The organism is Acidimicrobiales bacterium, from assembly GCA_041394245.1.
Classification (GTDB): domain Bacteria; phylum Actinomycetota; class Acidimicrobiia; order Acidimicrobiales; family Aldehydirespiratoraceae; genus JAJRXC01.
In genome coordinates, this window is record JAWKIR010000002.1 from 2,710,595 (window position 1) to 2,729,825 (window position 19,231).

The 19,231-nt window shown below is 68.1% G+C and carries 17 protein-coding genes; 7 read left to right on the forward strand and 10 right to left on the reverse strand.

Features of this window, described 5'->3' with window-relative positions; translation table 11 throughout:
• Nucleotides 1–25 precede the first annotated feature (25 nt).
• The 5 genes from R2707_13495 to R2707_13515 all read right to left on the reverse strand — a co-directional run bounded on the left by R2707_13495 (nt 26) and on the right by R2707_13515 (nt 4,124).
• Nucleotides 26–658, reverse strand: a complete 633-nt coding sequence (locus tag R2707_13495) for a peroxiredoxin (GenBank protein ID MEZ5246108.1) — start codon at nt 656–658, stop codon at nt 26–28.
• 136 nt (nt 659–794) lie between these two features.
• Complete coding sequence (locus R2707_13500; protein ID MEZ5246109.1) at nt 795–1,280, reverse strand: SRPBCC domain-containing protein; 486 nt, start codon at nt 1,278–1,280, stop codon at nt 795–797.
• A complete protein-coding gene (locus tag R2707_13505; GenBank protein MEZ5246110.1) occupies nt 1,277–1,654 on the reverse strand; it encodes a metalloregulator ArsR/SmtB family transcription factor in 378 nt (125 codons plus the stop codon). Before R2707_13505 ends, R2707_13500 begins: the two co-directional genes overlap by 4 nt.
• A 155-nt stretch (nt 1,655–1,809) precedes the next feature.
• Nucleotides 1,810–2,736 (reverse strand): hypothetical protein, encoded by a 927-nt coding sequence (locus R2707_13510; GenBank protein ID MEZ5246111.1) that lies wholly within the window; start codon nt 2,734–2,736, stop codon nt 1,810–1,812.
• Between the two features lie 2 nt (nt 2,737–2,738).
• Nucleotides 2,739–4,124, reverse strand: a complete 1,386-nt coding sequence (locus R2707_13515; GenBank protein MEZ5246112.1) for an MBOAT family O-acyltransferase — start codon at nt 4,122–4,124, stop codon at nt 2,739–2,741.
• A gap of 125 nt (nt 4,125–4,249) precedes the next feature.
• On the opposite strand from R2707_13515, the gene R2707_13520 reads away from it, so the two are divergent.
• Nucleotides 4,250–5,062 carry a GGDEF domain-containing protein gene (locus R2707_13520; GenBank protein ID MEZ5246113.1) on the forward strand — a complete coding sequence of 271 codons (813 nt, stop codon included), beginning with the start codon at nt 4,250–4,252 and terminating at the stop codon, nt 5,060–5,062.
• A 30-nt stretch (nt 5,063–5,092) separates the two neighbouring features.
• Here R2707_13520 and R2707_13525 read toward each other — a convergent pair whose 3' ends face one another.
• Nucleotides 5,093–5,338 (reverse strand): metal-sensitive transcriptional regulator, encoded by a 246-nt coding sequence (locus R2707_13525; protein ID MEZ5246114.1) that lies wholly within the window; start codon nt 5,336–5,338, stop codon nt 5,093–5,095.
• 63 nt (nt 5,339–5,401) lie between these two features.
• Here R2707_13525 and R2707_13530 point away from each other — a divergent pair, with 63 nt between their 5' ends.
• The 3 genes from R2707_13530 to R2707_13540 are packed head-to-tail and all read left to right on the forward strand — an operon-like array spanning nt 5,402 to nt 8,890.
• Entirely contained in the window at nt 5,402–7,165 is a 1,764-nt protein-coding gene (locus tag R2707_13530; protein ID MEZ5246115.1) for a solute carrier family 26 protein, read from the forward strand.
• The gene (locus R2707_13535) at nt 7,162–7,458 is read left to right on the forward strand and encodes a rhodanese-like domain-containing protein (GenBank protein MEZ5246116.1); all 297 of its coding nucleotides are present in this window, start codon (nt 7,162–7,164) and stop codon (nt 7,456–7,458) included. The genes R2707_13530 and R2707_13535 overlap by 4 nt, the downstream gene beginning before the upstream one ends.
• A gap of 52 nt (nt 7,459–7,510) precedes the next feature.
• Nucleotides 7,511–8,890, forward strand: a complete 1,380-nt coding sequence (locus R2707_13540; GenBank protein MEZ5246117.1) for a rhodanese-like domain-containing protein — start codon at nt 7,511–7,513, stop codon at nt 8,888–8,890.
• Nucleotides 8,891–8,903: 13 nt separating this feature from the next.
• Here the strand turns inward: R2707_13540 and R2707_13545 are convergent, their stop codons facing one another.
• The 4 genes from R2707_13545 to R2707_13560 all read right to left on the reverse strand — a co-directional run bounded on the left by R2707_13545 (nt 8,904) and on the right by R2707_13560 (nt 12,837).
• Nucleotides 8,904–9,509 carry a class I SAM-dependent methyltransferase gene (locus R2707_13545; protein ID MEZ5246118.1) on the reverse strand — a complete coding sequence of 202 codons (606 nt, stop codon included), beginning with the start codon at nt 9,507–9,509 and terminating at the stop codon, nt 8,904–8,906.
• The gene (locus R2707_13550) at nt 9,506–9,958 is read right to left on the reverse strand and encodes a rhodanese-like domain-containing protein (GenBank protein MEZ5246119.1); all 453 of its coding nucleotides are present in this window, start codon (nt 9,956–9,958) and stop codon (nt 9,506–9,508) included. The genes R2707_13545 and R2707_13550 overlap by 4 nt, the downstream gene beginning before the upstream one ends.
• Before the next feature lie 82 nt (nt 9,959–10,040).
• Complete coding sequence (locus R2707_13555; protein ID MEZ5246120.1) at nt 10,041–11,060, reverse strand: potassium channel protein; 1,020 nt, start codon at nt 11,058–11,060, stop codon at nt 10,041–10,043.
• 25 nt (nt 11,061–11,085) lie between these two features.
• On the reverse strand, nt 11,086–12,837 hold the full coding sequence (locus R2707_13560; GenBank protein MEZ5246121.1) for an adenylate/guanylate cyclase domain-containing protein: 1,752 nt from the start codon (nt 12,835–12,837) through the stop codon (nt 11,086–11,088).
• Nucleotides 12,838–12,903: 66 nt separating this feature from the next.
• On the opposite strand from R2707_13560, the gene R2707_13565 reads away from it, so the two are divergent.
• The 3 genes from R2707_13565 to R2707_13575 all read left to right on the forward strand — a co-directional run bounded on the left by R2707_13565 (nt 12,904) and on the right by R2707_13575 (nt 19,220).
• Entirely contained in the window at nt 12,904–13,815 is a 912-nt protein-coding gene (locus R2707_13565; GenBank protein MEZ5246122.1) for a DUF4231 domain-containing protein, read from the forward strand.
• 12 nt (nt 13,816–13,827) lie between these two features.
• Entirely contained in the window at nt 13,828–15,027 is a 1,200-nt protein-coding gene (locus R2707_13570) for a toll/interleukin-1 receptor domain-containing protein (GenBank protein MEZ5246123.1), read from the forward strand.
• A gap of 68 nt (nt 15,028–15,095) precedes the next feature.
• The gene (locus tag R2707_13575; protein MEZ5246124.1) at nt 15,096–19,220 is read left to right on the forward strand and encodes an Ig-like domain-containing protein; all 4,125 of its coding nucleotides are present in this window, start codon (nt 15,096–15,098) and stop codon (nt 19,218–19,220) included.
• The last annotated feature ends 11 nt before the right edge of the window (nt 19,221–19,231 follow it).

Consider the following 19,231-nt stretch of genomic DNA (forward strand, 5'->3'; position numbering starts at 1 on the left):
TTCGCAGCCGCCCGCAACGACGGGTTCAGGACGTCGGGGCGTCCGCGTAGCGCAGGTACGGCTTGATCTCTTCCACGTTCTGAAAGGTCGCCTTCGCATCCTCGGTCGACATGCCGGGCGAGACGATCACCCGGTCGCCGGGGCGCCAGTCGGCCGGGGTCGCGATGGCGTCGCGGTCGGTGGCCTGGAGGGCATCGATTACTCGCACGATCTCGTCGAAGTTGCGGCCGACCGACTTCGGGTAGGTGAGGATCAGGCGCAGCTTGTCGGTGGGGTCGATGATGAACACGGACCGCACGGTCGAGGTGTCGCCCGCGCCGGGGTGGATCATGTCGTAGAGCTCGGCGACCTTGCGGTCAGGGTCGGCCACGATCGGGAAGTTGAGCGCGGTGCCGCTCACCTCGCCGATGTCGGGGGCCCACTTGTTGTGATCCTCGATCGGGTCGACTGACAGGGCCATCGCCTTCGTGTTGCGCTTGGCGAACTCGCCGTGGAGTGCGGCCGTGCGGCCGAGCTCGGTGGTGCACACCGGCGTGAAGTCGGCCGGGTGGCTGAAGAACACCGCCCAGGAATCCTTCTTCCAGTCGTGAAACGAGATCATTCCGTCGGTGGTGTCGGCGGTGAAGTCGGGGGCGGTGTCGCCCAAGTGCAGACTCATGGCTGTTCCTCTCGTTCGAGCGTCGGCGGATCCGACCCTCGCAGATGTCGGGACCATCGGACAAGCGGTCGCGCCTCGGGCCTCTCGCCCGGGTCCTCGTGTGTGATCCTTCCACACATGCGCCGGGGGCGGTCGGTCAGCCCCGAAGTTCGGCGAGCCGTGCCGCCAGCTTGTCGATCGCCATCGTCCAGCCCTGGCCCCCCGGCGAATCAGCGGGCACGCCGATGTGGGTCATCGTCATCCGGGTGCGGTCGCCGAGGTCTTCCAGCTCGACCACGACGGTGGTCTCCATGGGGGTGCCGGCCGGCATGCCCATCTGTTCCGCCGTCATGGCGGTGCCGGCCGCGTCGGCCATGGACTCCGTGTACACGAGGCGGGTCTTCGGCTCGATCTCGCGGAACTCGCCGACGAAGAACATCTGCATCGCCCCGCCAGGGGTGTCCATCTCCATCGCGATCCGGCGGCGACCGCCGATCTTCAGGTCCATCTCGGCTGTCGGGATCGTCGCGCCCATCGGGCCGTACCAGGCGGCGAAATGGTCGGCTTCGGTCCACATCGCCCAGATCAGGTCGATCGGTGCATCGAACGTGCGCTCGATCTCGACGCTCTTGGTGTCACTCATCGGGTGTTCGGTCCTTCTTGTTCGAGGGTCTGTTCCAGGGTCGTGCGGACGTAGTCGTCCATTCGGTCGAAGCGGTCGTCCCAGATGTGTCGGTACCGTTCGGTCCAGTCGGCGACCGCGGCCAAGGGCTCGGCGGCGATCGTGCAGGGCCGGAACTGCGCCCGCCGACCTCGGGTGACGAGCCCGGCGTGCTCGAGCACCTTGATGTGCTTGGAGATCGCGGGAAGGGTCAGGTCGAAGGGCTCAGCCAGCTCGTTGACGCTCGCCTCGCCCTCCGAGAGGCGAGCGAGGATCGCCCGCCGGGTCGAGTTGGCCAGCGCCGCGAAGGTCTCGTCGAGTCGCCGGTCGTCCAGCAACGCCGTTGCATCGGCCACGGGTCCACCCTTCTCCGGATCGCGCCCTTCGTATTTAACCGATATGGAAACTAATGTCGGGAGGCGTCGAAGTCAACCCGTCCGTGGGGTCGTCGATGCGCATCACGCGTGCGACGTCGTCGACCGATCACGATGTTCCGTTCCGGATCGACGGCCTACGGGGTCGCAGTCTCCTGCAGCGCAGCGCCGATGAACTCGGTGAATCCGGCGGTGCCGCGCCCGTTGAAATGGGCGGAGTCGGCGAACCACTCGTCGGGAGCCGCGAGTTCGCGACCGTTGATCAGCGCGACGCCGAGGGAGTCGGCCATCTCCGCCACCGCTTCCAGGGCCCGGCGCTCCGAATCCGGGTTGGCGCAGCCGGGGAGCACGGCCGGGCACCCGCCGGGCTCGAGCAGGAGCACGACCCTGCTGCCGCGCCGCTGCGCCTCGTTCACGATCTCGGCCAGCGCGGTTTCGTTGTCGGCACTGAAACCGGGGAAGGGTGCTCCGTCGCTCAGGTCCTCCGCCGTTCGGCGCTGCTGGTTGCGATAGATGGTGAGGTGCCCGCGCTCGGTGTAGGAGGTCGCGTCGACCGATTCGGACAGGAGCCCGACGAGGTCGCGCAGCTGGCTGCGTCTCCACCAGAACTCCGAGCGGCCGAGAATCGAGCCTCGCTGTCCTTCGTGTGCCACGAGTGCGTCGAAGCCGGTGGCGAGGACATCGTCGTCCTCGTCGTCAGGGGCGCCCCAGATCGACAGACCGATGACGATCGTGTCGGGCTCCAGAGGCCAGAGACTGTGGTCCAGCCACCGCTGCATCCCGATGGGAGTGCTGTAGGGCCCCGCCGCGTTGAAGGCCGAGACGCCGAATTCGGCGAGGAGCTGATCGGGATCGATGCCGGCTTCGGTCACCGACGACCCCAGGAAGAGCACATCGATCTCGTCGCCGACGAGGCGTTCCGCGTACTCCGATTTCACCTCGAGACCGACGCTCGGCCACGGATCGGGGCTCGGCAATGACGACGCCAGGATGCGCAGCGCGATCTCGGCGCACACGAGGGGGGCGAGGAGGCCGAGGATCCAGGGGGAGTGGCGAGTCGTCATGGTCAGAACTGGAAGTAGAGGAATGGTTCGGCGCTGGTCGCGGTCGCGACGAGCACGGCGGCGGCGGCCGTGCCGTACGCGAAGCCGCGGGCGAAGCTGCCCGGCGCCGACTGCAGCACGGCCCCGGACCGAAGCCGGCCGTCGATCACCGTCATCAGGCCGGCGGCAACAGCGACCGTGGCGACGGCGGACACCGAGAGCGTGCCGCGGCTCCAGTCGGCCGATCCCAACGCCTCGAGGATCGCCACCGCGTCACCGAACGACGCGGCCCGGAACGGGATCCAGGTCAGGGAGACCAATGCGAACGTGAACGGGACCCAGAGCGCCGAACGGCGGTGTTCCGGGCTTCCGTTCCGTTCGAGGAGGAGATAGGTGCCGTGGAGCGCTCCCCACGCCACGAAGGTCCACGCGGCGCCGTGCCACAGCCCCCCGAGCAGCATGGTCAGGAGCAGGTTGCGCTGCGTGATCCGCGGGCCGCACCGGTTGCCGCCGAGGGGGATGTAGAGATAGTCGCGGAGCCAGTCGGACAACGAGATGTGCCACCGCCGCCAGAACTCCGTGATGCTCTTCGAGCGGTACGGCTCGGTGAAGTTCACCATCAGCTCGACACCGAGGAGGCGCGACGTGCCGCGCGCGATGTTCGAGTAGCCGGCGAAGTCACCATAGATCTGGACCGAGAATCCGACGATGCCGACGAGCGCGCCGAGCGAGGTCGCCTGCGAGGGATCGGCGTAGACCGCGTTCACGTGGGGTGCGACCATGTCGGCGAGCACGGCCTTCTGGACGAGCCCCAGCATGATGAGTCGCAGACCGCTCGCGAGCTGATGCCCGGGAACCCGACCGGGGAGCGCCGCGAGCTGAGGCAGGAGCCGCGACGCCCGCTCGATCGGCCCGGCGACCAGTTGCGGGAAGTACGCGACATAGAGGGCGAAGGTGGGGAGGTGCGTCTCGGGCTCTGCTCGCCGACGGTAGATGTCGATCGTGTAGGACAGCGTCTGGAACGTGTAGAAGCTGATGCCGACCGGGAGCAGGATCTCGAGCGTCCATCCGGAACCTTCGAGCCCGATCCGTTCCAGCAGCTGTCGGCCCGAGTCGACGAAGAACCCGGCGTACTTGAAGAAGCCGAGGATCCCGAGATTGGCGCCCATGCTGACCCACAGCAGGGTCCTTCGCTGCCGATCGTCGTCGGTTCGACCGAGACGGGTGGCGACCACGAAGTCGACCGCGGTCGAGATCCAGACGAGCACGAGGAAGCGCACGTCCCACGCGCCGTAGAAGACATACGACGCGGCGAGCAGTACCCACACCCGTCGGGCCGCGGGCACCGCCCAGTACACGAGCAGCACGACCGGCACGAAAACGAGGTAGGCGACGGAGACGAAGTTCACGATGCGCCGGGCCGACTGCTCACATGCTTTTCATCGGCACGCCGCCTCGACGGCTTAGTGGCTCCCGGCCGGTCGCCATTCGGCCTTCCCTCATTCTGTGTCGCCGGACGTCGACACTGAGGCGCATGGACGTACCGCCGCGCCCAGAACGACGACCGCCCGCGCCCGCGGTCGGGCGTCGGTCGCCCGCGGACACCCCGGATGCCGCAGCGTTCGCGCTCGGCCGGCCGGAGGAGTGGGTGCTGGGACAGGTGCGGCGGCGGGGAACGGTGGGGTTCGTGGCGATGATGACCGCGTTCTCCGTGGTCAGCTCGGTGGTGTTGGTGACGGCTGCGATGCTCACCTTCCTCGGCGCGGACGCCGAGTACCTCGTCCCCAGCGTTGGCATGGCTGCCGCAGTGCCGGCCCTGGTCGCGCCGCCCGCCCTGTTCTTCAGTGTTCGCCTCGTGGCCCGCTTGGACGACGCGGGTCGCCTGCTTCGCCACACGGCGCGGACCGATCCTCTGACGGGTGTCTCGAATCGTCGCGGGTTCTTCGACGCCCTGGACGAACTCCGCGTTTCCAGCCGGGTTGCGGAGATCGCGATGGTCGACGTCGACGACTTCAAGAAGCTGAACGATCGCCACGGACACGCGGGCGGAGACCGGGCCCTGTGCCGCGTGGCGGAGTGGCTCGTGGAGCTCGTCGGCGACACCGGCACGGTCGCTCGCATCGGGGGTGACGAGTTCGCTTATGTGGCGTCGCCCGATCCGGCGCGACGACTGCCGACTCGGCAGGAGTTCGATCTCGACGGAATGGCGTACAGCATCACCATCGGACGCGCGGTGCGTTCGGCGGACGAGGACCCCGACGAGGCGCTCGTGCGCGCCGACGCCGACCTGTACCGGCGCAAGGACGAGTGGGGCGGTGCCAGCGTCCGCCACGGCCAGGACTCGTGATCGCCCGAGGCGGTCCGATGGCGCCGAGCTTCAGCTCAACTTGAGGAAGAGCTTCTCGAGGCGGTCGACATCGGTGTCGGTGTCGGCACTGGCCAGCGCGGCAGACATCAGCTTGAAGCCGACCCGGTCGAGTGCGCCCTTGGCCGCAGCGAGCTGCGTCACGATGTCCTGGCATTCGGCCTGTTCGCCGACGAGACGCTGGAGCCCCCGTATCTGGCCTTCGAGTCGGGCAAGGCGCTTGATGACGTCGTCGGTGGTCTCGGCGGGGAACTGCATCCCCGGATCATACCCCTACGGGTACGGGTTGCATCCTCGGTCAAATGTCCGTACATTTAGGCCATGTCCCTCCGGAAGTTGCTGCCGATACTGACGTGGGCGCCTCGCTACGAAGGCCGCGACCTCCGCAGTGACCTGACCGCGGGCCTCACCGTCGGCGCGATGCTGGTGCCGCAGGCGATGGCGTATGCGTTGCTCGCCGGTCTTCCCCCCGAAGTCGGCCTCTATGCCGCGACGATCCCGGTGATCGTCTACGCGCTGTTCGGCACCTCCCGTCAGCTCGCCGTTGGCCCGGTCGCGATCGTCTCCCTGCTCACCGCCTCGGCGTTGGCTCCTCTGGTGGAGGAGGGGACGGCCGGCTATCTCGGCGCCGCAGCACTCCTGGCGGTCATGGTCGGCATCGTCCACATCGTCCTCGGCGCCGGTCGACTCGGCTTCCTGGTGAACTTCCTGTCGCATTCGGTGCTCGTCGGGTTCACGGCTGCGGCCGCGATCATCATCGGCTTCTCCCAGGCCAAGCACATCTTCGGCATCTCGACCGCACGCAAGGACCAGTTCTACGAAACGGTCCTGGAGTTCTTCGACAATGTGGGCGACACCAACTCGACCACGTTGATCCTCGGCGGGACGGCGCTCCTCTCGTTGTTCCTCTTCAAGCGCTTCGCCCCCCGGGTGCCCGCGGCCCTGGTCGTCGTGGTCGGGTCGATCCTGGCAGTCGAACTCTTCGACCTCGAGGCGCGAGGGGTCAAGGTCGTCGGTGACATCCCCGATTCGCTGCCCGCCTTCGGGCTCCCCGACTTCAGTGGATCGCTCGTCGCCGATCTGGCGGCCGCTGCGATGGTCATCACGCTGGTGGGGTTCATGGAGTCGATCGCCGTGGCCAAGGTGTACGCCCGTCGTCACCGCTACGACGTCGACGCCAACCGCGAATTGATCGGGCTCGGTGCCGCCAACGTGGCCGCCGGATTCTTCGGTGGCTATCCGGTCACGGGCGGGTTCTCCCGCACTGCGGTCAACGACACGGCGGGGGCCCGCACGCCGTTGGCGTCGTTGATCACCGCCGGCATCGTCCTCGCGACGATCGCGTTCCTCACGCCGTTCTTCGCGTCGCTGCCCGACGCAGCATTGGGTGCGATCATCATCATGGCGGTCATCGGCCTCGTCGATGTCGGCGAGATGCGCCATATCGCCCGGGTCAAGAAGACCGATCTGATCGGGCTCGCTGTCGCCTTCGTGGCGACGCTGGCCCTCGGGATCGAAGTCGGCATTCTCGTCGCCGTCGTCGCATCGATGCTGGTCGTGTTCGCTCGCATGTCGATGCCGCACAGCGCGGTGCTCGGCCATGTCGCCGGGACAACGAGCTATCGCAATGTCGAGCGCTTCCCGGAAGCGCGGACCGTCGACGGGATCCACATCGTGCGCGTCGACGCGGCGCTCTCGTTCGTGAACGCGCTCAACGTCAAGAAGCTCCTGCTCGGCGCGGCGGATGCGATGACGGACGCGCCACGGGTCCTCGTGCTCGACGCGTCGGGCATCAACGATCTCGACGCAACCGGGGCCGAGATGCTCGACGAACTCCTCGTCGAGATGGACGACCGCGGGGTCGGTTTCCATCTCTGCGATGTCAAGGGACCGGTTCGCGATGTCCTTCGCAACGCCGGTCTGTGGGAACGGTTGGGGGATCGCGTCCACACCTCGACCAACGACGCCGTCGCCGCGATCGTGGCGGACCGCCCGGGTCCGGCCGACCAACGCACCCACGGCATCGACGAACGTGAAACCGCCGGCGTCCCTGCCGGCACTGACCAGGAAAGCAGCGTGAGATGACCTACACCGATGAACCGGTGAACGACTTCCGACAGGTGGTGGGAACGAGCGGCCAACTCATCGACGTGCGCGAGCCGTCGGAGTTCTCGGAAGGAACCCTTCCCGGAGCGACCAACATCCCACTCGGTGAACTTCCGAGCAGGCTCGGTGAGCTCGACACCGAGCGCCGCGTGGTGCTGCTCTGCCGTAGCGGCGGCCGCAGTGCGAACGCCGCGGCGTTCCTGGCCAACGCCGGATTCGCCGACGTCGTCAATCTCGCCGGCGGCATGCTCGCCGTCGACCCGTCGCACTAGATACCCCATAGGGTATAATGATCCCATCGGCAACCTCGAAAGGAACCCGACCATGAAGTTCGTCCAGTACTACCTCGACTGCCTCTCACAGGCGTCGTACCTCATCGGCGACGAGACCACCGGGCGTGCCGTGGTGGTCGACCCCCGACGCGACATCGACGAGTACGTCAGAGATGCCCAGGCTGCGGGCCTCACGATCGAGCTGGTCGTCGAGACCCACTTCCACGCCGACTTCCTCTCCGGCCACCTCGAGCTGGCGAACGCGACCGGTGCCGAGATCGCCTTCTCGTCCGTGGCGGAGACCGAGTTCCCCTCCCGCAAGCTGGAGGACGGTGAGCGCCTCTCGTTGGGTGAGGTCGAACTCGAGTTCCTGCACACTCCCGGCCACACACCCGAATCGTTGAGCATCGTCGTGTACGAACACGCCGACGACGAGACGCCGTTCGGCGTCCTCACCGGCGACACGCTGTTCATCGGCGACGTCGGTCGCCCCGACCTCCTGGCGTCGATCGGCTTCACCCGCGACGAGCTCGCCGACAAGCTCTACGACAGCCTGCACGAGAAGCTGCTGCCGCTACCCGACGCGACCCGGGTCTACCCGGCCCACGGCGCCGGCTCGGCCTGCGGCAAGAACCTGTCGACCGAGACGTCGTCGACGATGGGCGAACAACGCAGGAGCAACTACGCGCTCCTCGCACCCGACCGGCAGACGTTCATCGATCTCGTCACCGAGGGACAACCCCCCGCCCCCGACTACTTCATCTACGACGCCGTGCTCAACCGTGAGGACCGGCCGCTGCTCGACGAGACCGCCCGCCCGGCCGCACTCGACCTCGCCGCATTCGACGAGTTCCGCGACGGCGGCGCGATGGTCATCGACGGTCGCGATCCGGAGGACTTCGGGCTCGGCCACCTCGTCGGCTCGGTCAATGTCGGCCTCAACGGTCGCTACGCGGAGTTCGCCGGTTCGGTCGTGCCGTCCGATGTCGACATCCTCCTGGTCGTCGACGACGGCTTCGAACTCGAAGCCAAGAACCGGCTGGCCCGGATCGGGTTCGATCGGGTCGTCGGCTACCTCGAGCACCCACTCGAGGTCATGGCGAACAATCCCGACCGGGTCCAGCGTGCGTCGCGGATGACCGCCGTCGAGTTCGAGGCCCGCAAGGCCGACATCGAGGGGCTGCAGCTCGTGGACATCCGGAACCCCGGCGAGTTCGCGCTGGGCTCGATCGAGGGTGCGCTGACCCTTCCCGTTGGGCAGCTCCCCGCCCGGCTCCACGAACTCGACCCGGATCGTCCGACGGTCGTGTTCTGCGCCGGGGGCTATCGGTCCTCGGTCGGCGCCAGCGTGTTGCGTCAGGCCGGGTTCGCCGACGTCTCCGACATCCTCGGTGGCTACGGCGCGTGGCTCGAGTTGTTGCCGTCGGCGTAGGCCTGGGCTGCGGTCAGCGACGCGCGACGACCTGGACGACGGCGCCGTCGCCGGTGTGGCCCGAGCCTTCGACGACCCGCCGAACGATCTCCCGGCCGACCTCGAAGGTGAGGTCGATCAGCTCTTCGCGAAGCCCTTCGAGCGTCATCGTGAGCTCCGGGACGGGTGGACCGCCGGTTCCCCGTCCGATCTGGTCCGGGGTGTAGGCCTCGAGGACGAGCACGCCTCCCGGTCGCAGCGCGACGGCGATGCCTGCATGAATGCGCCGACGGATGTCGGGAGGAGTGTGGGCGAAGATCGACACGATGATGTCCCACCGTTCGGTCCCGAGGTCGAAGTCGGCCAGGTCGGCGACGACGGTGGTGAGGTCGACGCCGCGCTCGTCGGCGAGGCGGGCCGCCTTGCTCATGCCGGCCCGAGTGAGGTCGACCGAGGTCACCCGGTGACCGAGGGACGCGAGGTACACGCCGTTGCGGCCTTCACCGTCGGCGAGACACAGCACGTCGCCGGGGGCGACGTCGGCCACTGACTCGACCAGGAAGTCGTTGGGCTCGGTGCCGTACACGAAGTCGTCGCCGCCGTAGCGGCCCTCCCACATCTCGGCCGGTGTCGAGCTCACTGGGTGACCGTGGGCAGGCCCGCGTCGAGCCACGACATGATGCCGCCGTCGACGTCGGCAACATCGCTGAACCCGAGTTCCTCCATGATCGCGACGGTCTGGCCGCTGCGGTTCCCCGAGCGGCAGTAGACGAGGTACGGCACGTCGGGATCGAGCTCGGCGATCCGGTCGGCGAAGTCGTCCAGGTAGAAGTCGATCATGCGGGCACCTTCGAGGTGGCCCTCGGCGAACTCCTCGGGCGTGCGCACGTCGAGGATGATCAGGCCGTCGGGCGCGCTGTTCTGGAGGTCGACGCCTTCCTGCACCGAGACGAGACGCACCCCTCGGCCATCACCCTGTCCGGACGCACCGTCGCCGGAAGAGCTGTCTCCCGAGGAGCTGCCGCAGCCGGCGGCGACGAGCAGTGCGAGCCCGAGGGGGAGGAGGATCAGTCGCAGGGTTCGAGTCATCCCTCGTACCCTGATCGCCGTGTTCGGGCGGTGCCAAGTCGTCGGCGTCGGCGTTGTGTCGACGTGGCGTGGGTGCCCGATCTCAACCGGGGCGTCCGCTGCGACCCTGGATGCCGGCGACCGACTGACGGTCGCCCAGCACGATGATGATGTCGCCGGTGCCGAGCACCCCCTCGAAGCTCCGGGGACTCGAGAAGTCGTGGCCTCCGGTCGGACGATGGGCGACCACCACGACCCCGTGTCGGGACTCGGTCTCCACGACGGTGCAACCGACCAGCGGTGAGCCTTCGAGGATCTCGACCTCGGTGAGTTCGACCTGGTCCGACTCTGTCGAGAACACCTGGTCGAGATAGGCGCTCGTGTTCGGCCGCAACGCGGCGGTGGCGAGTCGAGCCCCTGCCATCTCGTAGGGCTCGACCACGGTGTGGAGGTGCATCGCTCGCAGCTTGTGGGCATTGGCCGTCTCGTTGGCCCGACTGACGATCCTCACGTCGGCATTGAGCTGCTGGGCCGAGACGGCGAGGAAGAGGTTGGATGCATCCGAGGAGAGTCCGGCGACGAGGGCTTCGGCGTGCCCGATCCCCGCTCGGCGCAGCACGTCGTCGGAGGTGGCGTCGCCGACGATGCTCGGATGGGGACAATCGGCGAGCTTGTCGACCGACGTGTCGATCACGACGATCTCGCCGCCGAGCCCGTGAGCTCGGCGTGCCACGGCCTGACCGACCCGGCCGTAGCCGCAGATGATGACGTGGCCCCGCAGGGCCGAGATCTGTCGTTGCATTCGTCTCTCCCGGAACACGCCAGCTCGTTGGTCGACCATGGTCTCGATCATCACCCCGGCCGCGAACACCGCGGCGCTCGCCCCGACGAGTACCAACCCGAGGGTGAACCAGCGGTAGGCGGCCGTCGGGTCGCCGTCGGACGTGATCTCCCCGAACCCCACCGTCGTCACGGTGATGCCCGTCTGGTAGATCGCGTCGGCGAAGGTGAGGCCGAGGATCATGTAGCCGACGGTGCCGACCGTGAGCACGAGAACGAGGAGGCCGACGGCCCACTGTCTGCGCTGCGATTCCGTGGGTCCGCCCCGTCCGACGCTGGTCACGCCCGGAAGACTCCCACAGGTGGCCTCAGCGGCGCAGCACGTACATCGGGAACGCGCCGTAGTCCTTGGCCGTCGGGACGTGCCCGACGTATTCGAGCCGGGCGCCGTCGATCCCGTCGAGTGCCACCAGCGCCGCGAAGTGTTCGGTCACGTACACCTCGCCGGGAGGGGTGCCCGGTTCGATCCTGGCGGCCCGGGTGACGTGGGTGCCGTAGTAGGTCGGCTCGTCGTTCACGTAGTCGTAGCCGTCGAACACCGGTCCGGCATGGCCGCCGATGCGGGCGGTGAGCCCGGGCATGCCGAGGGGCTCGCGCATCGCGCGGAGCTCCTCCTGGAGCGCCAGCGCGAGGCGGGCGGCGTCGGACGCCCGGTCCATGACCAGATAGATCGCGTCGCCCCAGGTGTTGCGATAGTCGACGGCCCCGCCGAACGTGTCGATGACACGGGCGAGGCGGGCCATGACCTTCTCGAAGAAGGCAGGAAGCTCGTCCTCGCCGAGCGCGCTGAAGCCCTTGACGTCGGCGAACAGCATCGCCTTGATGGTCCGTGGCCGCGACCCGTCGACAGGGGCGGGATTCGGGTCCGTCGTGACGGGTGTCAGGCGATCGCGGGGGAGGTCGATGACCGTGGTGGCGTGACCGGTCCGGGCCCAGCGGGCGACGGCCGCCCCGGTACCCGCCTCGCCGTCGTTCTCGACGCCGTCCCAGAGCGCGATCTGGAACGCCTCGGAGCCGAGATGCTCGGCCCTCGCCAGTGCGAAACCCATGGCGAGCTGGTCGGCATACCCGAACATCGTCTCGTCGGGCAGGGCCACGGTGGTCTCGGTGACGATGCTGCTCGCCGCCGCGAGTGCCGCGTCGAAACGCGTCAGCCAGCCCGGTCCGCCCGGACGGACCGACCTCGCGACGAACGCCTCGACCGGGCAGGGGAGGACGGCGTGGACCTCGATCCCCAACCCGAGTGCTGCCTCGACGACGAGGAGGTCGGAACCGCAGGCCAGCGAACCGTGCACCGCACCCACGTTGCGCTCGCGCAACTCGTCGGCGATGCGTTCGCGCAGCTCGTCCTCGGGCCCTGACGCGAACATGTGTCCCGAGTAGTGGGCGACCGACGGCACCGGCAATGCGTCGAGCAGCCCGAGGTCCATGTCGGCCTCGCGGGCCACCAGGGCGAGCTGGCGTTTGGTCGTCGATCGCATCGACCAGTCGGCGCCCATCGCGGCGGCGGCCGCGAGGGCATGGGCGGCGTCGTCGCCTCGACCGAGTAGGAGCAGCGCTTCGGCCCGGGTCGCCGTCGACCAGTAGTCGCCGTCGCCGTTGTCATCACCGAGGACCGAGAGCGCCCTGGCCGCGTGGGTCTGTGAGGCGTCGTGGTCACCGGCGATCAGCAGCATGGTTGCGGCGTTGACGAGGGCGTAGCTGCTCGTTGCGTCGATCGCGACATACGCGGCGGCGGCCTCACGGGCGAGCGTGCGCCGGCTGCTTCCGGTGGCCGCGAGCGCTCTGTCCTTCACGAGCCGGGCCTGCAGGGCGAGCACGTCGTCGCGCAGCGCCGGTGGCGCCCCCGCCGCCCGGTCGACGAGGCGGGCATCGTCGAGCAGCTGTTGCGCACGATCGGGTGCACCGCAGCGGGCCAGGGCGAGCCCGGTGAGCCAGACGGTCTCGACGTCGGCGCCATCGGGTTCGTCGCCGATGCTGCGATGACCCATGTCGGCGGCAGCCAGGAACTCGCCGCGGGCCATCAGCCCTCGAATCTGTTCGGCGACGGCATCGGTCATCGAGCGATGGTAGATCGTTCGGCTCGGAGAGTCCGCGGTTGACCCGCTGGGCTACCGTGTGCCGCCATGAGCGAGGTGCCCCATTCCGGGTTCGGCGATGCCGATCTTCCTGCCCTCTTCGGCGCGGCCGACGCCGCGGCGATCGTGGGTCAGCGCACGTTCCTCGGTCAGACCCGACTGCAGCTCGGGATGCTACTGCTGGGAGCGACGGCCGGCGTCTCCGTGCAGGTCTTCGACATTCCCGAACTCGCCTACGTGGGCGTCGCCGCCTACATCGTGCTCGTCATCATGAGGGTCAACCTCAAGCTCACGTCGATGGATCGGGTCTGGTACGAGAACCGCCTGATCGCGGAGTCGGTGCGGAGTCTTGCGTGGCGCTACGCCGTCGGCGGGGCGCCGTTCGGACATGAGCCGTCCAGCGACGACGACGAGGTCGCCGACCCCGACGACGTGTTGCGCACGCGTATCGCCGGTCTGCTCGGCGACGTTTCCCACGTCCCCATTCCCGACCCGAGGAAGGGGACCGAACAGATCACTCGACCCATGCGTGAACTCCGCGCTGCGCCACTCGACGTCCGCCGCAGGGTCTATGACGACAATCGACTCACCGGGCAGCTGATCTGGTACGCCGACAAGGCGAAGGCCAACGCCCGGAAGCAGGCGAGGGTCGACACCGTGTTCGTCGTGGCCAGCGGGGCCGCGGTGTTCTTCGGTCTGCTCCAGGCGCTCGGCACCATCGACGTGAATCTGCTCGGGTTGGCCGGCATGCTCGCCGCGGTCGTGACCACCTGGGCTGCCACGAACAAGTTCTCGGAGCAGGCGCGTGGTTACGCGATGGCCGCCCACCAACTGACCCTGGCCCGCACGATCATCGATCACCAGCAATCCGAACAGCAGTGGGCCGTCTTCGTGAACGACTCCGAGGACGCCATCTCCCGCGAACACACGAGCTGGCGAGTCGCCCGGGCGCAGAAGTAGGTTCGGCCGTTCATGGGCGGAGTGTTCATCAGCTACCGACGAGCCGACTCGCAAGGCACGACCGGGCGTTTGGCCGATCGGTTGCAGCAGATCCTCGGGCGCGATGCGCCGCTGTTCTACGACATCGATTCGATCCGACCGGGCGAGGACTTCCAGCGGGTCATCGAGGAGACACTCGCCCAGTGCGATGTCACCCTCGTGATGATCGGGCCCCAGTGGACGACCCTGGCCGATGCGGACGGACGGCGCCGTCTCGACGATCCCGCTGATCTGGTGCGGCTCGAGGTCGAGGAATCGCTGAAGTCGTCGACGACGACGGTCATCCCGGTGCTAGTCGATGGGGCGACCATGCCGGGCCCGAGCGAGCTGCCGGAGTCGATCCGGTCGCTTTCGTCGGTGCATGCGGCGGAGTTGACGCCGCGGGGATTCGCGAACGACACCGACGTTCTTGCACAGCGCATCCGGGACCAGCTCACCTTCGAACGGCCGACGTCGGTGCTCCTGAGTGCAGCGTCGGTGTTGGTGCTGTTCGTCGCTGTGGCGCTGGTGCTCGCCCTCGGCGGCCTCGGCGAGCCGTCGCTCGATGCGCCGGTCGGTTCCGGGGATGTCGGCATCAACGGGGCGATCCTCTCGGCCGACACCGGCGTGGTCGACGTCGACCTCGGTTCTCCCGTGCCCATCTCGGTCGACGGCGTTGCCGGAGCGACCGAAGCACAGTTGCGGTTCTCGGTCGCCTCGATCCCACTGGGCTCCACGGAATGGGGCCCCATCGACGGCGGGGCCGCGCTCGTGGCGGCCGACGTCACCGAGTTCACGACGTCTGGCGTCGTCACCGCAGAGGTTCGCGTCCGCGATGGCGACGAACTGATCGTCGCCACTCGGGCATTCGAGGCGGCGGTGGAGAACCCGTGGTATCGCACGGCGATGGGTCTGGCGACCGTCCTGCTGGCGCTGGCCGGTTTCGCCTATCTGGAATCCGGCCTTCGTTCCCTGCGTGCGGGACAGCCCTCGATCAGTGGCTACGTCAGCTGTGCGTCGGGTGGCGTCATGTTGGCGGCGGGTCTGGTGTTCGGCAATGCCGTGTTCCGCTCGGTCCATGTCGGGCTTCCGACACTGATCCTGACTGCGGCGGCCGTCGCAGTCGCGTCGCTGATCCTGGCGTACCTCGTGGTGACCGCCGCTCGACCCCACCAGTTCGCCCGAGCCCGCTGACCGCCGACTGAGCGGCGTTTGGTCACCCTTTGTGGTCGACGGGTGCCGCAACGTACACTCGCAGCTGGATGGAGTCGAAGTTGGCGCGGCGGACGCGCCCGCGGCGGGCGCGGGTGGTACTGGCACTCGGCTTCTTCGCGCTCTCCGCCGCATTCCTCGCCGGCGGCGGCACGCCGTCGGATGCTGCGCCCGTGTGCGACAAGACCTGGACCGCTGCCACCGGCGGGGCATGGGCGACGGCCGCGAACTGGTCGCCGGCCGGGGTCCCCACCGGCGCCCAACACGCCTGTCTACCCGACCTCGGCGGCCCCTATACCGTCACGACCGGCTCGGCGTCGGTCTCCGGTGTGACCGTCGGGACCGACACGACGCTGGTCATCCAGGGCACGGCGGCCAACGCCACCTTCCAGGTGGGCCCAGGCGGCGAGATGATCGTCGACGGCACCCTGCGACTGGAGACGCTGGCCAACGGCTATTCGTTCCTGAACGTCGGGAGCGCCAGTGTCGTGAACAACGGCACGATCGAGATCGCCTCGGGAGGATCCGGCAGTCACTTCCTCTACGGCGGCACGGTGACGAACAACGGGACCATGGTCATCGACGCGAACCTCTCGACGACGGCCGGGAGTGGCGTGTTCGTCAACACGGGCTCGATCGTCGTCTCGGCCGGTGTCACGTGGAGCAACAACACCTACGACCTCGTGCTCGACGGGGGTTCCGTGAGCGGCGCCGGCGCCGTCGTCGCCGGCCGCCCGACGAACTGGAACGCCGGCGGGCTCACCGCCGATGTCTCGATCGTGAACGCGCCGCTGGTCGTCGCCGGCACCGGTTCGGGCACCGTGTCGATCCGCGGTTCGGGTTCGATCCGCGGCACCATCGGTGCGACACAGACGGTGGTGGTGGAGGGGACCTCGGGAAACACTTCGGTCGGTCTCTCCGGTGCCCTGGTCAACGAGGGCACGCTCCGACTCCGAACGACCGGTGGGGGCTACGCGTTCGTGAACGTGTCGGGCCAGTCGCTGGTCAACGCCCCTGGTGGCAATGTCGAGGTGGGTCCGTCGTCGGGTGGTGGGGCGCATTACCTCTATGGCGGGTCGGTGACCAACAGCGGGTCGATGTCGATCGATGCGGATCTGTTGACGAATGCGTCGTCGGGGACGTTCACCAATTCGGGGACGATCGACATCGGTTCGGGGGTGACGTGGTCGGAGAACACGTATGCGTTCGAGCACGCGGGGGGAACGATCACCGGTGGTGGTGTGCTGCGGGTCGATGCTGCGTTCACGTGGTCGGCGGGTTCGATCGGGACCGAGGTTCGTGCGGTGTCGTCGGCGGTGTCGGTGGCGGGTGTGGGTTCGGGTGAGTTGCTGATCGAGTCGACGTCGAGTCTGTCGGGCACGATCGGGTCGGGTCAGTCGGTGGTGGTGCAGGGCACGAACGGCAACACGTCGGTCGGGGTCGACACGAGCCTGGTGAACAACGGGTTGTTGCGGTTGGAGACGGTCGGGGCGGGGTATTCGTTCGTGAACGTGTCGGGTGCGTCGTTGGTGAACAACGGGGACGTCGAGGTGGGTCCGTCGTCGGGGAGTGGGGCGCATTACTTCTATGGCGGGTCGGTGGCGAACAACGGCACCTTCGCGGTGGGTGAGGATCTGTTGACGAATGCGTCGTCGGGGACGTTCACCAACACGGGGACGATCGATGTGGCGTCGGGTGTGACGTGGACGGAGAACACCTACGCCTTCGTTTCCGCCAACGGGGCTGGCACCGGTCCGGGTCGCGTCGCGGTCGGCGGCAGCCGCAGCATCGTCGGGTCGGGCGCGTACAGCGAAGCGCTCACTGCCACCAGCAACGTGATCGATCCCGATCGCGTGCTCTCGTTCGGCGAAGCCACCTTCGGCCCCGGCACCGACATCCTCATCGAGATCGATGCCCTCGGATCCGATCTGCTCGACATCAACGGCCCGGCCGCCCTGGCCGGCGACGTGATCGTGGACTTCGGCGGCTACGTGCCGGCCCACTGCGATGAGTGGAAGGTCGTGGAGTGGAACTCCTCCAGCGGCGCTTTCGCCAACATCACGATCCTGCCGGGCACCACGATCGGCGGTGTCGACATCATCTCGACCGTCGGTCCGACCGGCCTCATCATATCGGCCGAGCTCTCCGGTGGAGGCCCGCCCTGTGTGCCCAACTCACCGCCCGTCGCAATCGACGACGCCGAGTCGACGCCGTTCCAGACGGCAGTGGTGGTGGATGTCACGGCCAACGACAGCGATCCCGACGGCGACCCCCTGACGGTCGTGTCGGTGTCGGTGCCGTCGAACGGCACTGCGGTCGACAATCTCGACGGCACGGTCACCTACACCCCGGACCCCGGCTTCTCGGGCCCTGACTCGTTCACCTACACGATCGAGGATCCCTTCGGTGCCGCCGACGTCGCGACGGTCTCGGTGACGGTCGGTCCGCCGCCGCCCAACACCCCGCCGACCGCGGTCGACGACGCGGTGTCGACGCCGTTCGCAACCCCGGTGACCGTCGATGTCCTCGGCAACGATTCCGACCCCGAAGGTGATCCCATCACCGTGACCGCAGTCGGCGCCGCGACCAACGGCACCGTTGTCGACAACGGTGGCGGTTCGGTCACCTACACGCCCGATCCCGGTTTCAGTGGCGTCGACGCGTTCACCTACACCATCGAGGACACCTCGGGGGCGCCGTCGTCGGGCTCCGTGATCGTCAGCGTGGATCCGCCCAACACGCCACCCGTCGCAGTCGCCGACGGGGCCGTCACCGGGTTCGAAACCCCTGTCTCCATCGCGGTGTTGGCGAACGACATCGACCCCGACGGCGACCCGATCGTGATCGTCGCGGTGGGCGCGGCGACGAACGGATCGGCCGTCGACAACGGCGGTGGCACGGTCACCTACACCCCGGACCCCGGCTTCTCGGGTCCGGATTCGTTCACCTACACGATCGAGGATCCCTTCGGGGCGACGGCATCGGCGACGGTCACGATCGCCGTCAGCGCCGGCCCGCCTCCCAACAATCCACCGATCGCGGTGGCCGATTCGACCTCGACCGCCTACGAAACGAGCGTGTCCCTCGACGTGCTCGGCAACGACTCCGACCCCGACGGCGATCCGATCACGGTCGTCGCGGTCGGCGCCGCGGCCAACGGCGTCGTCGTGGCCGGCGGCGGTGGGTCGGTGACCTACACCCCGAACGCCGGGTTCTCGGGTGCCGATTCGTTCACCTACACGATCGAGGATTCGGCGGGGGCCACCGCGTCGGCGACCGTGGCGGTCACCGTGGCTACCCCGCCGACCACGACCACCACGACCACGACAACCACCACCACGACCACGACAACGACCACCACCACGACAACGACAACCACCACGACCACGACCACCGTGCCTCCCCCAACGACAACGACGACCGTGCCGCCCGTCACCACGACGTCGGTTGCTCCTCCGAGTGTGTCGCCGACCGGCAATCTGGCGCCGCTGCCGGTCCAGGACCGCGGTGTGACCTCGGTCGGGGTGGCGATCACACTGCCGATCCTCGGCAATGATTCCGATCCCGACGGCGATGAGCTCACGCTGGTGAGCGTCGGTCAGCCGGCCAACGGCACCGTGGTCCTCAACGCCGACGGCAGCGTGTCCTACACCCCCGACCCGGGCTTCTCCGGTACCGACACGTTCACCTACCTGGTCGTCGACGCGTCGGGTTCGACGGCGACGGGAACGGTGGTTGTCCAGGTGGCGGCAGCTGATGAGGCCGGACCGGCCGACGATGACGTCGCCCTTCCGCCGGCCGAGGTGCTCGGCGCGAGCGAGATCTCCATGGCCGGCGTCTTCGTCGGTCAACCCTTGACGCTCAGTGTGGCGCCGGGATCATGCAGCTCCGATGTCGAGATCTCCATCGACGGCGTGGTCGCGGCGACGGCGCCGGCCGACGGCTCACCGATCGCGCTGCCCACCGACGGCGTCGACATCGGCATCCACGATGCCCAGGTGACCTGCGCAGTCACGGGTGAGGTGCTCACCTCGACCACGTTCAACTCGGTCCGTCAGCGTCAGGGGGGCGGAGGTGGTGCCCAGAACGCCGCCTCCGTCATGGTGAGCGCACTGTTCGTCCTGATCGGTATGAGCCTGTTCGTCTCGGAGAGTCACACGAGGACGAGCCGATGAGAGGAAGTCAC

Bases quoted from the DNA above. Each gene is read 5' to 3' on its own strand.
- R2707_13495 (MEZ5246108.1), bottom strand. From the start codon at position 658: ATGAGTCTGCACTTGGGCGACACCGCCCCCGACTTCACCGCCGACACC.
- R2707_13520 (MEZ5246113.1), top strand. From the start codon at position 4,250: ATGGACGTACCGCCGCGCCCAGAACGACGACCGCCCGCGCCCGCGGTC.
- R2707_13565 (MEZ5246122.1), top strand. From the start codon at position 12,904: ATGAGCGAGGTGCCCCATTCCGGGTTCGGCGATGCCGATCTTCCTGCC.
- R2707_13575 (MEZ5246124.1), top strand. From the start codon at position 15,096: ATGGAGTCGAAGTTGGCGCGGCGGACGCGCCCGCGGCGGGCGCGGGTG.
- R2707_13560 (MEZ5246121.1), bottom strand. From the start codon at position 12,837: ATGACCGATGCCGTCGCCGAACAGATTCGAGGGCTGATGGCCCGCGGC.
- R2707_13510 (MEZ5246111.1), bottom strand. From the start codon at position 2,736: ATGACGACTCGCCACTCCCCCTGGATCCTCGGCCTCCTCGCCCCCCTC.
- R2707_13540 (MEZ5246117.1), top strand. From the start codon at position 7,511: ATGAAGTTCGTCCAGTACTACCTCGACTGCCTCTCACAGGCGTCGTAC.
- R2707_13550 (MEZ5246119.1), bottom strand. From the start codon at position 9,958: ATGACTCGAACCCTGCGACTGATCCTCCTCCCCCTCGGGCTCGCACTG.
- R2707_13500 (MEZ5246109.1), bottom strand. From the start codon at position 1,280: ATGAGTGACACCAAGAGCGTCGAGATCGAGCGCACGTTCGATGCACCG.
- R2707_13525 (MEZ5246114.1), bottom strand. From the start codon at position 5,338: ATGCAGTTCCCCGCCGAGACCACCGACGACGTCATCAAGCGCCTTGCC.
- R2707_13570 (MEZ5246123.1), top strand. From the start codon at position 13,828: ATGGGCGGAGTGTTCATCAGCTACCGACGAGCCGACTCGCAAGGCACG.
- R2707_13535 (MEZ5246116.1), top strand. From the start codon at position 7,162: ATGACCTACACCGATGAACCGGTGAACGACTTCCGACAGGTGGTGGGA.
- R2707_13530 (MEZ5246115.1), top strand. From the start codon at position 5,402: ATGTCCCTCCGGAAGTTGCTGCCGATACTGACGTGGGCGCCTCGCTAC.